Source organism: Neobacillus sp. S1115 (genome assembly GCF_055385565.1).
This window is the reverse complement of sequence record NZ_AP038275.1, coordinates 2,920,419-2,936,243: the sequence shown is the minus strand read 5'-3', so window position 1 is coordinate 2,936,243 and position 15,825 is coordinate 2,920,419. Positions and strand designations below refer to the sequence as shown.

12 protein-coding genes are annotated in these 15,825 nt (G+C 42.6%); 11 read left to right on the top strand and 1 reads right to left on the bottom strand.

Translation table 11 applies throughout. The features are described from left to right. The first annotated feature begins 10 nt into the window (after positions 1 to 10). From ACZ5B7_RS14250 to ACZ5B7_RS14240, 3 genes are all read left to right on the top strand, one after another. Complete coding sequence (locus tag ACZ5B7_RS14250; RefSeq protein ID WP_464494258.1) at positions 11 to 1,624, top strand: AMP-binding protein; 1,614 nt, start codon at positions 11 to 13, stop codon at positions 1,622 to 1,624. Positions 1,625 to 1,691: 67 nt separating this feature from the next. Then, positions 1,692 to 3,296 (top strand): acyl-CoA carboxylase subunit beta, encoded by a 1,605-nt coding sequence (locus ACZ5B7_RS14245; RefSeq protein ID WP_464494257.1) that lies wholly within the window; start codon positions 1,692 to 1,694, stop codon positions 3,294 to 3,296. Between the two features lie 41 nt (positions 3,297 to 3,337). Then, positions 3,338 to 5,074 (top strand): AMP-binding protein, encoded by a 1,737-nt coding sequence (locus ACZ5B7_RS14240; protein WP_464494256.1) that lies wholly within the window; start codon positions 3,338 to 3,340, stop codon positions 5,072 to 5,074. Positions 5,075 to 5,877: 803 nt separating this feature from the next. On the opposite strand, the gene ACZ5B7_RS14235 is transcribed toward ACZ5B7_RS14240, so the two are convergent. Further along, positions 5,878 to 7,116, bottom strand: coding sequence for an MFS transporter (locus ACZ5B7_RS14235; RefSeq protein WP_464494255.1), 1,239 nt, complete (start codon positions 7,114 to 7,116; stop codon positions 5,878 to 5,880). Between the two features lie 448 nt (positions 7,117 to 7,564). On the opposite strand from ACZ5B7_RS14235, the gene proB reads away from it, so the two are divergent. The 8 genes from proB to ACZ5B7_RS14195 all read left to right on the top strand — a co-directional run bounded on the left by proB (position 7,565) and on the right by ACZ5B7_RS14195 (position 15,767). Then, positions 7,565 to 8,677: a glutamate 5-kinase gene (gene proB / locus ACZ5B7_RS14230; protein WP_464494254.1), complete on the top strand. Its 1,113-nt coding sequence runs from the start codon at positions 7,565 to 7,567 to the stop codon at positions 8,675 to 8,677. Between the two features lie 5 nt (positions 8,678 to 8,682). Further along, positions 8,683 to 9,924 carry a glutamate-5-semialdehyde dehydrogenase gene (locus tag ACZ5B7_RS14225; RefSeq protein WP_464494253.1) on the top strand — a complete coding sequence of 414 codons (1,242 nt, stop codon included), beginning with the start codon at positions 8,683 to 8,685 and terminating at the stop codon, positions 9,922 to 9,924. 77 nt (positions 9,925 to 10,001) lie between these two features. Further along, the gene (locus tag ACZ5B7_RS14220; protein WP_464494252.1) at positions 10,002 to 12,269 is read left to right on the top strand and encodes an ATP-dependent DNA helicase; all 2,268 of its coding nucleotides are present in this window, start codon (positions 10,002 to 10,004) and stop codon (positions 12,267 to 12,269) included. A 138-nt stretch (positions 12,270 to 12,407) separates the two neighbouring features. Next, complete coding sequence (locus ACZ5B7_RS14215) at positions 12,408 to 12,662, top strand: FeoA family protein (protein ID WP_464494251.1); 255 nt, start codon at positions 12,408 to 12,410, stop codon at positions 12,660 to 12,662. Further along, positions 12,652 to 13,344: a FeoB small GTPase domain-containing protein gene (locus tag ACZ5B7_RS14210; RefSeq protein ID WP_464494250.1), complete on the top strand. Its 693-nt coding sequence runs from the start codon at positions 12,652 to 12,654 to the stop codon at positions 13,342 to 13,344. Before ACZ5B7_RS14215 ends, ACZ5B7_RS14210 begins: the two co-directional genes overlap by 11 nt. After that, positions 13,345 to 14,718, top strand: coding sequence for a nucleoside recognition domain-containing protein (locus ACZ5B7_RS14205; RefSeq protein ID WP_464494249.1), 1,374 nt, complete (start codon positions 13,345 to 13,347; stop codon positions 14,716 to 14,718). It abuts the gene before it with no gap. A gap of 69 nt (positions 14,719 to 14,787) precedes the next feature. Beyond that, positions 14,788 to 15,069: a DUF1292 domain-containing protein gene (locus tag ACZ5B7_RS14200; protein ID WP_464494248.1), complete on the top strand. Its 282-nt coding sequence runs from the start codon at positions 14,788 to 14,790 to the stop codon at positions 15,067 to 15,069. A gap of 446 nt (positions 15,070 to 15,515) precedes the next feature. Continuing rightward, the gene (locus tag ACZ5B7_RS14195) at positions 15,516 to 15,767 is read left to right on the top strand and encodes a hypothetical protein (protein ID WP_464494247.1); all 252 of its coding nucleotides are present in this window, start codon (positions 15,516 to 15,518) and stop codon (positions 15,765 to 15,767) included. Positions 15,768 to 15,825 lie beyond the last annotated feature (58 nt).

Sequence of the window (15,825 nt, the reverse complement as noted above, 5' to 3'; positions counted from 1 at the left end):
GATGTGTTCCTTGAATAGTGGAAAGCCATTACACGAGTACCTGAGAAACCATGCAAAAGTAAACCCAAATAAACCTGCCGTCATCTTTTATGGAAGAACCCTGACATACGAGGAACTTGATGACTTATCGGATCGTTTTGCCACTTATTTGCATTCCCAAGGGATTCGCAAGGGTGATAAAGTAGCTCTATTTTTGCCAAACTGTCCACAATATATCATTTGCCATTTTGGAATCCAAAAGATTGGTGCGATTGTAGGGCCATGTAACCCGATGTTCAAGGAATGGGAGCTGGAATATGAAGTCAATGACCTTGGGGCAAAAGCCATTGTGACTCTGGACCAATTGTATCCAATCGTCGAAAAGGCAAAGCCAAATACCATGCTCCAATTAGTGATTTCTACTAGCTACATAGACTTCCTCCCGGAGAAACCGATTCCTGAATTCCCTGAGGAACTGCAGGATAAGAAATATTATCCAGATGTAACTGATTTAAACAGCATCCTTCATACAGGCATCGCAGATTGTCCGAATGTTGATTTAGATATTGATGAAGATGTATGCCTTATCGTCTACACATCCGGTTCGACTGGACTGCCTAAAGGTGCGATGCTCACTTACCGGAACGCACTTTACAAATCTCAGGGTGTTGCAGAAGCAAGAAAATTTCATGCCGATGACATTGCCTTATCGATTATGCCAATCTGCCATATTGCTGGCATGTTGTTTATGAATGTTAGTTTTTACACAGGTGGAACGATCGTTCTGCTTAATCGCTTTACACCTGAAGCCGCGATGGATGTCATTGAACGGCATCGAGTAACAGTGGCGCAAACTGTTGTACCAATGAATGTGGCCATTATAAATCATCCTCATGCAGCCCACATCAATTTCAGTTCACTAAGAGTCAATTCCTGTACCAGCTTTGGGATTCAATTGACAGAAGAAATCTCAAATCAGTGGAAGGCGCTGACAGGCATCGGATTATTTGAATCCGCTTATGGCTTAAGCGAAACACATACAGGAGATTCGTTGATGTCACCAGAAGCTGTTAAATTCGGGACGACTGGAAAACCAATTCCAGGAACGAAGATTAAAATCCTTTCCCTAGATGAGCCGCGTCGAGAACTTCCTATCGGTGAACAGGGCGAAATTGTGGTCAACAGCCCTGGGGTATTTAAAGGCTATTTGAATAAACCCGAAGCAACGGCCAAAACACTGCGGGATGGCTGGGTGTATACCGGGGATATCGGCAAGTTTGATGAAGATGGTTACCTCTACTTTTTAGGGCGCGTCAAAGAAATGATTAAATGTTCCGGTTATAGTGTGTTTCCGGAAGATGTCGAATTATTATTGAACAAACATTCGGCTGTTTCTGAGTCCGCTGTAATCGGTGTACCGGACCCAATCCGCGGTGAGACCGTTAAAGCATTCGTTGTCCTTCATCCAGACTATGAAAACAGCATAACTCCGGAAGAGCTCATTTTATGGAGCAAAGAAAAAATGGCGGCTTACAAGTACCCCCGTCATATTGAATTCCGTGAATCCCTGCCAAAAACAGGAACGGGAAAATTGCTGCGAAGAGTGCTCGCAGACGAAGAAAAAGCGAAAGTAAAGATTAATTAAGAAGAATAATTTCTACAGTAGAAATTTGAGATAAATCAGTAGGGTTCGGCCCAAGGAGGGGTTATCTATGGTAAAGGAAGCATTAGGAAATATGCGTAAGGAGGAGAATAACACAATGACATGGGAACCAGAAATAAAAGAATTAAGGCGGCGCGAGGCTCTTGCTCAACAAATGGGGGGAGAAGAGCGTGTCGCAAAACATAAATCGCAAGGGAAACTGACTGTAAGAGAAAGAATTAATAGTTTGCTGGATTCCAGTTCGTTTCATGAAACCGGAGCGATTGCCGGAAAGAGCAAATATGATGAGAATGGAAATTTAATAGACTTTACACCAGCAAATTTTCTCTTGGGCACGGGAAGGATCAATGGGCGGAAGGTGGTTGTAGGTGCAGATGACTTTACCGTAAGAGGGGGCGCGGCAGATGGAGCTATCCGCGGCAAACAGGTTTATGCAGAACGTCTGGCCCATGATCTGCAAATCCCGATTATTCGGCTGGTTGATGGAACCGGAGGCGGGGGCAGCGTGAAATTCCTGGATATGGAAGGACATACCTATGTTCCTGTTAATCCTGCCTGGGATTTAGTAGTTTCCAACATGGAACGCGTCCCGGTTGTTGCTGCCTGCTTGGGATCAGTTGCCGGGCTTGGGGCAGCGAGGGTTGCCGCTTCCCATTTCTCGGTCATGGTTGAGGAAACTTCCCAGTTATTTGTTGCTGGTCCGCCAGTTGTTAAATATGGCATGGGACAGGATTTAACGAAAGAAGAACTTGGCGGTGTACAAGTTCATCGGACAAGCGGCGCTGTAGACAATATGGCGAAGTCTGAGGAAGATGCCTTCGAACAAATCCGTACGTTCTTATCCTATTTGCCATCTAGTGTCTGGCAGCTGCCACCGGTTCTGCCATCAAACGATGACCCTGAACGCCGGGAAGAGCGGTTAATTTCTGTGATTCCAAAAAACCGCCGGGTACCTTATAAAATCCGTGATATCCTGCAAATGATTTTTGATAAAGATTCCATCTTTGAGATGGGCCGGTACTATGGCGGCGGTACTCTCACTTGTTTTGCGCGCCTTGATGGATATCCGGTTGGGGTAATGGCCAACGATCAGTTTGTCAATGGAGGCGGATTGACCGCCGAAAGCTCAGAAAAAATCGAACGATTCGTCGATCTTTGTCAAACCTTCCATTTACCAATTGTGAACTTAGTTGACCAGCCAGGCATGATAATCGGACTTCCTTCTGAGAAGAAAGGAACAATCCGCAAAGGAGTCCGCGCTATTTCTGCCATCTATCAGGCTACAGTTCCGATGATGGAAATTATCCTCAGAAGAGTATTTGGTGTCGGCGGGGCTGGAATGTCTAATGGTCACGGATTAAATTTAAGATATGCCTGGCCTTCTGGTGACTGGGGATCACTCCCTGTTGAGGGTGGTGTCCATGTAGCCTATCGCCGCGAGCTTGAAGCAAGCGATAATCCTGAAGCTTTACTAAAGGAATTATTGGAACGAATGGAATCCGTACGATCCCCGCTTCGAACAGCTGAAGCCTTTGGTGTGGAGGAAATCATCGATCCTAGAGACACCCGTCCATTGCTCTGTGAATGGGTCCGAGATGCCTACGAGCTGCTTCCGCAGCAATTGGGTCCTTCCAGTCACGGAATGAGACCATAATTTATAAAAAGAAAGATGGCATAATGGAGGAGGTTGAAGAGATGAATCAGACAGAATTATTAAATGAATTATCTTCCCGTGAGGAAGTCGTGCCCAAATGTCTAGAATATTGGGCGAAAACAGCCGGGGAGAATACCTTTATTTATTACGGGGAATCAGATAAAAAAATTTCGTATCAAAAATTCAATCAGATTTCCAATAGCATTGGCCATTCTTTAAAAGCCAGGGGAGTCCAAAAGGGGGATCGAATCTCGGTCTTTTTAAGAAACCCTCTTGTTACTACCATGGTGATGTTTGGAATTTGGAAATGCGGGGCTGTTTTTAGTCCGATTAATTTTAATTACCGCGGAAGGCTGCTCAGTTATCAGTTAAACGATACCCAGCCAAAAGTACTTTTTACCGAGCGTTCAATGGTACCAATTTTAAACGAAATTGCTTCAGAAGTGGAACAGTTGTCAACCGTTGTCTTCAATCCCCAAGAAGGCGATCATGATTATATAGCGGAAATGGCGGATATCCCGTTAAATCTGGTTTTTAATGAAATTTCCTTTGACCGAATGCTGCAGGCTGAAACACATAATCTCAATATCGAGTTAAACTATTATGACATTGCCAATATCATTTATACATCCGGAACAACTGGACCGGCTAAAGGAGTCGTTCAGTCCCATCGATGGGTGAATGGCTATACATTAAGATTACGCTCTTGTTTGACGCAAGAGGATGTTGTATATAACGATCTTCCGTTGTATCACGTCGGCGGTGCATTTGCCAATATTGCCAGAGCCTGTTATGCAGGATGTGCGGTCGCGATCTGGGATAAATTCAGCCCTAATCAATTCTGGACAAGGATTGAAAAATCAGGGGCAAGTGTAGCAATTTTACTTGATGTCATGATCCCTTGGCTGATGAATGCAAAACCATCAGAAAACGACAGGTTCAATACACTCAATAAAGTACACATGCAGCCGCTGCCAAAATATCACAATGAGGTAGCCAAACGATTCGGGTTTGATATCGTCACAGCCGGGTTTGGACAGACGGAAGCCGGAGCGCCTATGTCCAGCATTATCTTGGAAACAGAAGAGGGTGAAGGTACCCCAATGCACCTTTATAAAGGGCTTTCAAGAAAGGAGATTATTGCGAATTGCGAAAAGGAGCAAGTTCCGATTATTGACGGCAAAAAAGAATTAAATAAAGGGTTCATGGGGAAACCCAACCAATATTTTGATGTCATTGTTTTGAATGAAAAAGATGAGGAGGTTCCTGTCGGGCAAGTAGGACAAATTGCCTTCCGCCCGCGTCTGCCGCATCTTGTCTTGTCCGAATATTACAACAAGCCTGAATCGACCAAAAATGCTTTTCAAAATCTTTGGTTCCACAGCGGAGATGCCGCATATCTAGGTGAAGACGGCTTTTACTATTTCGTCGACCGCCTTGGCGGTGTGATTCGCTGCCGCGGTGAAAAAATATCCTCCTATCAATTGGAGGATATTATCAACAGCCATCCTGATATTGATTTATGTGCCGCCTTTCCTGTACCGGCTGAAGTCGGTGATGAAGATGACGTCGCTATTTATGTGGTGAAGAAAAATGGTGCAGAAATCGATGAAGAAGAATTAAGGATTTGGGTGAAGGATAAAATGCCGAAATATATGTGGCCGAAGCATATCCGCTTTACCCTGGACATTCCAAGGACACCGACAAACAAAATTGAAAAATATAAATTACGCCAAGAATTAATGAAGGAACTGGAAAAGGAAATAGAAACAGTATAAATGAACATAAAAAAGCATCAATTGATGCTCAGATTGTCGAGAAAGGGTATTTTTCTCGGCAATCTTTTATTTTGTCCAAACCTAATTTACCAAACTTTTATTGTTTAACCCTGCTAATGGGCCTGTTGATTTCCGCTTCGGACACTCGCTTTCCGCGGGGAGGTCCTGAAGCCTCCTCGGCGCTTTGGCGCCTGCGGGGTCTCCAGTGACCTCTATATCCCGCAGGAGACGAGTGCCCTCCGCTCCAATCAACAGGGAGGCAAATCAACCTAAGTATTGCAACACACATTTTCCATCCTTGATAAGTGTATTGCAATCTTTTTTATATTTTGGCAGGCCGCAGTAGGAAGAGCCTGTTCTCTTACATTATTTAATCACCGTAGCCGGCAATAGCGAAGCCCATGTTCTTTCTATATTTATAAAGCATTCTTCCTGATTTAGATAAGCGATTTAGCCTTACCTTTTCCTTTGGCTATATTCTTTTGGCTTAAACATTAAATTCACCACTTATTTTATTGAAGTTGAAGGACTTAATTGAATTCACCTGTTGATTGGCGCGGAAGGCACGAAGACTACTGCGGGAGTACGGGGCAGGGGAGACCCCGCAGAAGCGAAGCGCCGAGGAGGCTCCCCGTCACGCCTGCGGAAAGCGAAGTGCCTGGAGCGCCAATCAACAGACTTATTGAAAAACCTTATATTAATAATATTATAATAAATTAACGCGGTGAATCATTAAAGAAAGTGAATAAAATAAAAAGCTGTCATAGTTTCACGACAGCCTAAGCATCAATTGATACTTTTTATTACGGACTCACTCGCTCTTTAAAATCTGTATTTAAATTCGTTACTATCTGTTCATTTTGTGCCGGATTTTTAACCTTCAAAGTTAAAATAATTCCAACAGCCAAGCAAATGGTTGAAAAAATAAACGCTGTTTTAAAGCCTCCCAAATCTTCAATCAACCAGCCTGCGATGGTGGGTCCGACCAATTGGCCGACAGCGAAATAGAATGTGACATAACTAAACGCAATCGGCATCTCAGAAGGCTTAACATAGTCCATACTCGCTGCCTGCGTTAAGGTAAAAAGACCGGTGGAGGTGCAGCTCATAATAACGATATGAAGAGTGAAGCCAAGCTGTGTAGGAAAGAGTACAGGAAGGAGCATCGAGAGCATGGTCAATCCCATTGTCAGGATTAACGATTTTCTCCGGCCGAACCTGTCAGAAACAAATCCCCAAAACGGACCACCGAAGATTGATAATACCCCGTTTAAAGCCATTAGCTGTCCTGCAAACTTGACGCTTAGTCCCGAATCTATCATATAACTCATAATAAAAATAACCTGAACAATATAGGTAAGCCCTACGACACCGTAGATCAAGCCAATATTAATTATTTTGGGATTTTTATAGATTTCCTTTGCCGGTGTCTTTTGCTGCTGATGCTCAGATACAGGCTCTGCAGGAGGGTTTTTAATGAAAATCATCGTTAATATGACAACCATTAGGCCGATTGCCGCATAAATCCCCCATGCCCATCTCCAGCCGGCTTCGCCATTAATACTGCTAAGATACGGAACAATCATACCGGCAAAAAGGATACCGATTCCCGCTCCACTAGTTGTTAAACCAATGACAATTCCTTTTTTCTGTGGAAACCAGGCAACGAGCAAAGTGATCAAGGGAGTAAAGGTAAACGAAGTACCAGTCCCCAATAAAAGCATAAACAAAAAGGCTAACAAATATGAGTTGACTAAAGAAAGCCCTGCAAGTCCTGCTGTAACCAATGAAATACCGAGTAAAACGGTCCTTTTACTGCCCCATTTAGACGCAAGAATGCCAGCGAAAATCAGTGTGCTTAAATACCCAAGTGAGGTAGTTGTTCCTAGTAAGCCTGCCTCTTTATATGACAGGTTTAATCCATCCCGCATAAATGGCAGTATCACCCCATATGAAAGTCTCGCAAAAGCCAGTACGACAGCGGTTGTTAACATTCCAATCAGGGCATATGTAAGCAGATTATTTTGGTTCTTTTGCTCCATTTAGTACGCTCCTTTACATTTTTAACAATGTATTGTAGTTTTTATTTTACCATTATTTCGAGTATAGAAGTATTATATAGATTAAAAATTATAAATTTTCTTAATTTTTACTTCATTTTAATATTACTTCAAATTTTCAAAAAACTCTATTGACTTTTCCTATTTTTCCTAAGATAATCAAAGAAATTATATTAAAAGCAAGGGACTAGTAAATTTTTGGAACGTGCAAGAGAGTGAAACCCTAAAGGCTGGAAGGTTTCTCACGGGAAGAGGTTGAACCTGCCCTAATGAATGCTGCTTATGCAAACATAAGCCGTCTAGTCCGCGTTAAGGTTTCAAGTGGGTGCATGGCATCAAATAAGGTGGTACCGCGGAAACGATTTTTCCGTCCTTTGTATAAGGGCAGAAGAATCGTTTTTTTTATTTTTTCAAAAAGAAGGGTTTAAAAATGAAGAAACAATTAGTGGTAGTGAAAATTGGTAGCAGTTCTTTGACGACTCCGGCTGGGACAATTTCAGAAGAAAAAATGCGCGATCATGTGGAAGCACTTGCCCTATTAAAAAAACAAGGGCATGACGTCATCCTTATTTCATCCGGTGCAATAGCGGCCGGTTTTGGTTCACTTGGTTATCCTGCTCGTCCAAAAACAGTGGCCGGCAAGCAGGCTGCAGCAGCAGTTGGACAGGGCCTGTTAATGCAGCAGTACATCCAGCTTTTTCAACAATTTCAAATTGTGCCAGCACAAATGTTATTAACCCGGGAGGATTTTTACAGTAAGATCCGGTTTCAAAACCTATTTTCCACTATGACCGAGCTGCTTCATCGGGGAATGCTGCCAATCATCAATGAAAATGATTCGGTATCTATTGATGAGCTGACATTTGGTGACAATGATATGCTTTCCGCGCTGGTCAGCGGGTTTCTTCATGCTAATGCCCTGATTATTTTAACGGATGTAAATGGTATATATGACGGGAATCCGAAAGTCTCAAGGGATGCCAAGAAATATCATTTCATCCCTGAGGTATCGGAGAAAATGCTGGAAGCGGCAGGCGGGAGCGGTTCTTCATTGGGGACTGGCGGGATGAAATCCAAGCTTCTGGCTGCAAAAAAAGCATTGTCGCTTGGTGTTAGTGTGTTTGTCGGAACTGGTTCGGGGCCGGAAAAATTGTTAGACATTCTAGCTGGCAAAGGGGATGGAACGTATCTCGGCGGACCATTCCAAACACAAATGCAAATGAGAAAACAATGGATTGCCTATCATTCACAGGTTGGCGGAGTCATTGAAGTGGACGACGGGGCAGAACAAGCAATCGTGCAAAAAGGGAAAAGCCTGCTTCCGGTTGGGGTTACAAACGTCATTGGTGATTTTAACGCTATGGATGTGGTCGAGGTCCGGAACAAAAAGGGGAAAACCATCGGAAAAGGGCAAATTTATTTTTCCTCACAGGATTTACAAAAAGTAAAAGGGCTGCCAAGCGAACAATCGAAGATTTATTCCATCAATAAGCGTGCAGAAGTGATTCATCGTGATAATTGGGTTATTTTACGGGAGGAGTGAATAGAATGAGTGAATTAATCGAAAAGGCAAAGCTGCTAAAGGCTGCCTCAAAGAGATTAGGAATGCTTTCAACTAGTGAGAAAAATGATGCATTAGGCCAAATGGCTGCTCGCATTGCTGAGGAAAAGGAATGGATTCTTCAAGAAAATGAAAAGGATATACTAGCTGGCAAGGCTAATGGTCTATCTGAGTCCCTTTTAGACCGCCTGCTCCTAACTTCTGAGAGAATCGATCAAATCGTTGATGGAATCCGGCAGGTTATTAGTCTCGAGGACCCTATCGGAGAAGTAATCGAATCTTGGGAACGACCAAACGGCTTGCAAATTGAAACAGTCCGTGTTCCACTTGGCGTTATTGGGATGGTTTACGAAGCACGGCCAAATGTAACGGTGGATGCGGCTAGTCTTTGCTTGAAGGCAGGGAATGCTGTCTTGTTGAGAGGAAGTTCATCCGCGCTGAATTCAAATAAGGCACTTGTTCACGTCATGCGTGCTGCCTTGGCCGAAACAGCGATTCCAGCGGATGCCGTGCAGTTATTGGAGGATACCAGCAGGGAAACAGCCTCAGAAATGTTTAGGCTTAATCAGTACTTGGATGTGCTCATCCCGCGCGGCGGGGCCGGCCTTATTCAATCTGTCATTCAAAATGCAACTGTACCCGTGTTGGAAACAGGCGTCGGCAACTGCCATGTATTTATTGATGAAACGGCTGAGAAGGAAATGGCCATCCAGATTGCCATAAATGCAAAATTGCACCGCCCTTCCGTTTGCAACGCAGCAGAAACGATTCTAATTCATGAGAAATGGCCTTATGCTTCTGAATTATTAGACGCTCTTCATCGCCAAGGAGTAGAGCTCCGGGGGGATGAGGTATTGGCGGGAGCGAATGCTTTTGTGAAGCCTGCTGAGGAAAACGATTGGTATACTGAATTTTTAGCTCCAATTGCTGCGGTAAAGCTGGTTGGTGATGTGCGAGAAGCGATTGACCATATTGATCGATATGGAACGAAGCATTCGGAAGCGATCATTACCGAAAATGATGATAACGTTAGTTTATTTTTCCGAGCCGTTGATGCCGCTGTGCTGTATCATAACGCTTCAACCCGTTTTACAGATGGTGAGCAATTTGGCTATGGCGCCGAAATCGGCATTAGTACGCAAAAGCTGCATGCCCGCGGACCGATGGGCCTTAAAGCCATCACAACATCAAAAGCAATTGTACGCGGAAATGGGCAGATTCGTTCTTAAAACTCCTCAACATGAGGAGTTTTTTGTTATAATGAAGATACAAACATACATTCTGTTTTCTAAAGGCCGGTGATTCCGTGGAAGAAATCCGTATATCAGTTAGAACCCTCGTTGAATATGTCTTTCGCTGCGGCAGCATTGATTCGCGGTTTCGTTCGACATCAACGCTTTTAGAGGGGACGAGAGCCCATCAAAAAATACAAAAGACATATAAGGAAGGTGACCAGAAGGAAGTCTACCTTCGTACCGAGATCCCTTTCGAAGGACTTCATTATGTTATTGATGGACGCTGCGATGGGCTGCTTTTCGATGGTGAAGAGGTAACCATCGATGAAATTAAATCATTTTCCCACCCTTTTGATGAACTAGAAGGCGAGGGCTCTCCGGTCCACTGGGCACAGGCTAAAATGTATGCCTATATGTACTTGATGGATCATCAGCTAACCGAAATTGATGTTCAGCTTACATATGTCCAGGTTGATACCGAAGAAAAGAAACATATTAAAAGAAAGTACATGGCAGAGGAACTAGAGAGATTTGTCTTCGACGTTATTAAAAGCTATACACCCTATGCAAGCTGTCAGGCAATACACCGTTCAAAAAGGAATGAAACCAGTAAAGAGTTGCGCTTTCCATTCCCATCTTACCGGGAAGGCCAGCGGAAATTAGCTGGTGCTGTTTACAAAACCATTGCAGAAGGGAAAAATCTGTTCACCAAAGCTCCCACCGGAATCGGCAAAACCATTTCAACCCTGTTTCCATCCGTAAAGGCCATAGGTGAAGGCCACCTAGATAGGATCTTTTATTTAACAGCTAAAACGATTACCCGAACAACGGCTGAAGAGGCATTCGCACAAATGCGCAGAAGCGGTCTATGCGTGAAAAGTGTCACGATTACGGCGAAGGACAAAGTTTGTTTTAAAGAGGAAACCAAATGCCAAAAGGAATATTGCGAGTTTGCCAACGGCTATTATGACCGGATTAATGATGCCATTCTTGATATTTTGACGAATGAAAACGAATTGACACGCAATGTAATAGAAGCATATGCCCAAAAACATACGGTTTGTCCGTTTGAGTTTTCGATTGATCTTGCCTATGCAGCAGATGCCATCATTTGCGACTATAATTATATCTTTGATCCCCAGGTGTCATTAAAAAGATTGTATGAAGAGCAAAAGAAATCCACGACAATATTGGTGGACGAAGCCCATAATCTCGATGACCGCGGCCGGGAAATGTTTTCGGCTACCATCAATAAAGACATGTTTCTGCAAATAAAACGTGAATTCAAAGAACTGAATAGACCTGTCTATGTAATAGCCAATAAAATAAATGCCTGGTTTATTGCTTTAAAAAAAGAAAATAAGACTGAATTTGTGTTGGAAAAACTGGACGAACCCTTTTCAGAACTAATGGAGGTATTTGTAGCAGAAGCGGAAAAGGTTTTGGCATTAGGAAGCACTCCAACATTATTAGATGCATACTTTCAAGTTCAATCCTTCCTGAAAATTCTCCAATTACTGGATGAGAATTATATCATCTATGGAGAGAGGAATAAAAACGACGTAATGGTCAAGCTATTTTGCATTGATCCTTCAAACCTACTTAAGCAAATGGGGAAAGGATTTCGCTCCAAAGTATTCTTTTCGGCAACGCTTGAACCAATGTCCTATTATCAGGACATTCTTGGTGGTGAAGTAGACGACTATAAGCTGGCAGTCAAATCCCCATTTTCCAAAGAGCAATCTAAGGTTTATATAAAACCTTTATCGACAAGGTACAACGATCGGGAACAAACGGCTGGCGAAATCGCTTCATTAATATATTCATTAACACAAAACCAAGAGGGGAATTATCTAATTTTCTTTCCTTCCTACCAATACATGATGACGGTTTATGAACAGTTTCGACAGTTCAATGAAAAAACGAAATTAATTTTACAATCAACTGGCATGACGGAAGCACAAAAAGAAGAGTTCTTAGCTGAATTTAAACCAGATCTACAGCAAACATTAGTAGGCTTTGCAGTCCTGGGCGGTATTTTTTCCGAAGGCATTGATTTAAAAGGAGACCGGTTAAATGGAGTGGTCGTTGTAGGTGTTGGGCTGCCTCAGCTATGTTTTGAACGGAATCTCATCAAGAATCATTTTTTCAAAAAAAATAAAAATGGCTATGATTATGCCTATGTTATCCCAGGGATGAACAAGGTAATGCAGGCAGGCGGCAGGCTGATTCGCTCAGAAACAGACCAGGGCACCATCGTCCTTGTTGACGACCGGTTTCTACAGCGGAAATATCAAGCGCTCATGCCGGAAGAATGGCTTACGTATACGATTATTTAAAGCACTTATTGCCAGTAATGGAAATGGTGCTTTTTTTATTGCGGAATTTTTGCAAATTTGATGACAAAATTAGAATCTTTATCATATAATTAACAAAAAGTTGCACGAGGTAAAAACTTTGAAGGTGGTGCAAGAGTGATGGATGAGCCAAAACTTGTTAAGTTGGTTAATGGTGAAAAAGGAAATATTATAAAAATTACTTCTATAAATCTAGAAGGTGTAATGCGAAGAAGATTATTAGATTTAGGGTTTGTTGCGGGTGCATTGGTTGAGGTTGTTCGCAAAAGTCCGTTAGGCGACCCGATTGCTTTTCGAGTCAGTCAAACGACCATTGCCCTTCGCAAAGAGGAAAGTGCGAAAATTGAAGGGGAGCTGGTTTCCAGTGGGAAATGAATATCGAATTGCTTTGGCTGGTAATCCGAATACTGGTAAAAGCACATTGTTCAATGCCTTGACTGGTCTTAGACAGCATACAGGAAACTGGGCTGGGAAAACCGTCTCAATGGCTCAGGGAAGTATCCCGTTTAAGGATAAGGTATTTCAATTGGTTGACTTGCCGGGAACGTATTCGCTTTTTTCCAATTCCAAGGATGAAGAAGTGGCCAGAAATTACATCGTCTTTGAAAAGCCGGATGTTACTCTGGTAGTCTTAGATGCCACTTCTCTTGAGAGGAATTTGAATCTCGCCCTGCAGGTATTGGAAATGACCAAGAATGTAGTGATTTGCATTAATTTGATCGATGAAGCAGAAAAACAAGGCATCAAGATTAATGAAAAATTGCTGATGAACCGTTTGGGAGTACCCGTGATAAAAATTTCTGCCCGTAACAAAATAGGTTTTCCGCTGCTTTTGGATACAATTGACCGCATTATAACTGGTGCAATTGAATGCCATCCGGCACAGATGAAGTACTCAGATGAAATTGAGGAACAAATTCGAAAAATTGAACCAAAAGTCCGTGAGATGGTTGGCGACCGTATTTCGTCGCGCTGGGTATCATTACGTCTGCTTGATGGGGATGAGGCCCTATTGAATGAATTAAATAAGCGGTTCGTACCTGAAGGGGTGAGGTAAATGGACATTCAAGAGCTTTATAGTGAGGCTCAGCAGCTGTCGACGGCAAAGATGCGGGACGATATCGTTCAGCAACTTTATGATCGAAGCCATCAATTATGCCGCGAAGGTGTTTCTTATACCAAATCCGATCGAGACCTTAGGACGGAAAAATTGGATGCCATTTTTACCTCACCGATCCTTGGGTTTCCGATTATGATTGCCATGCTTGGTTTGGTTTTTTATATCACGATAGCAGGGGCCAACATACCTTCTGCGATGCTGGCAGAGTTCTTTGGCTCGCTTGAAAAATATATAACTAGCTTTTTTACATTTATTCATGCTCCTGCATGGGTGAATGGGATTCTGGTTCTTGGCTTATACCGCGGCACAACTTGGGTAATCAGCGTCATGCTGCCGCCGATGGCGATCTTTTTTCCAACGTTTGCTTTGTTGGAAAATTACGGCTACCTGCCGCGCGTTGCCTTTAATATGGATCGGTTATTTAAAAGGGTTGGGGCTCATGGAAAACAGTCACTTACAATGGCTATGGGCTTCGGCTGTAACGCGGCAGCGGTAATTTCAACGAGAATCATAGAATCGCCGCGCGAACGGATGCTGGCCATCTTAACAAATAACTTTGTCCCTTGTAACGGGCGCTGGGGAACGCTGATTGTTCTGTCCTCATTGTTCATGGCAGCCAGTTATACAGGAGGAGTGAAATCCCTCGTTACAACTGGTGTCCTGATAGGAATAGTGATGTTTGGGGTTATTGTTACCTTTTTTGTCTCTTGGGTTTTATCCAAAACAGCTTTAAAGGGGGTTCCAACACATTACACATTGGAGCTGCCTCCATACCGCAAGCCGAAAATTTTTGATACGGTGATTCGCTCCTCGGTGACAAAATCCTGGTCAGTTTTGGTAAGAGCAGTGAAGGTAGCCGCGCCTGCCGCAATCCTAACTTGGGTTTTTGCCAATATTTATATAGGTGACACCAGCATCTTAATGTACGCCGTTCAGTTTTTAGATCCATTCGGAAAGCTGCTTGGGCTAGATGGCTATATCATGATGGCCTTTATCCTCGGACTGCCGGCCAATGAAATTGTCTTTCCGATTTTACTGATGGGCTATTTATCCACCGGTTCGTTAACAGAGGTTGATAGTCTAGTTGCTTTAAAAAAGATTTTAGTGGACCATGGCTGGACGTGGCTGACGGCTTTAAATATGATGTTATTCTCTTTACTGCATTATCCTTGCGGGACGACACTTCTGAATGTCTATAAAGAAACGAAAAGTAAAAAATGGACTTTCCTATCGTTCCTTATTCCGACAGTGATTGCCATTATCGTTCCGTTCGTTATTACACAAACCGTCAGAATGCTTGGCTTAATATAATGCTGTTTAAAATCCATCCTTAATGAGATAATGATTAAGGATGGATTTTTCTATTGGGAGGAATTTACGATGACTAAAGTTGAAGTAGGCGAAATTTTTACAATCAGTGATGATGAAAATGAAGAGGGGCAGGAAGTTGAAGTTCTCGGAGTCATGACACTTGAGGGAACTGATTATGTGGCTGTTGGATTTGTGGAGGATATCCTTGAGGCCGGTGAAGAAGATATTGATATCTTTTTCTTAAAGGTCGATGAAGATGGCGATTTTTCAGCCATTGAAAGTGACGAGGAATTTGATAAAGTTGTCGCTGCTTTTGAAGAAATGATGGAAGCGGAAGAGGAAGATGAGTAATTTTTGATTTAAAGCCTTGTTAGGGAGTTATCTGTAGTGATAACGACCTTAACAGGGTTTTATTATTTTGTTCAGTCGTTATGATAAGGGTCATAACGACCCAAGACAAATTCTTGATGATGATTCGGTCGTTATGAAAGGCTTATAACTCCCGAAGACTGATTCTTGATGATAGTTCAGTCGTTATGAAAGGCTTCATAACTCCCGAAGACTAATTCTTGATGATAGTTGGGGCGTTATGAAAGGCTTATAACTCCCGAAGACTGATTCTTGATGACGGTTCAGTCGTAATGAAAGGCTCATAACTCCCCAATCTAGAATTTTACGAATAATTCCAGCCTTATAAATTCAGTACCAAAGACGTATCTGTTTTTGGAAAATATATGTATGAATAAAAAAATACTTGGCATAATGTTAGGGAGATTAAGATTCAAAGGAGAGACGAAATGCCTATTGAAGAAGGTGCCAAGTTTCAAATTTCTCAAGGTGCACAAGGTTTGTTTAACTCCGCAGATTTATTAACGGTCATTTCAAATAATGGCGTAACCGTTCAATTTACACTGGGGGAAGGAAAGGGTTACGGGGCGATGCCCGTTGACCATATGAACTATCTTCTTAAAAGATCAAACCTGACAAAAATTCAAAATAAAAGAGCTTTATTGAGTCCAAGCGAAGACACTGAAGAACATATTAGTTAGATGGAGAGGGATAAATAAATCTCTCTCTTTTTTATTTTACAGGGGTAGGAAATGAACT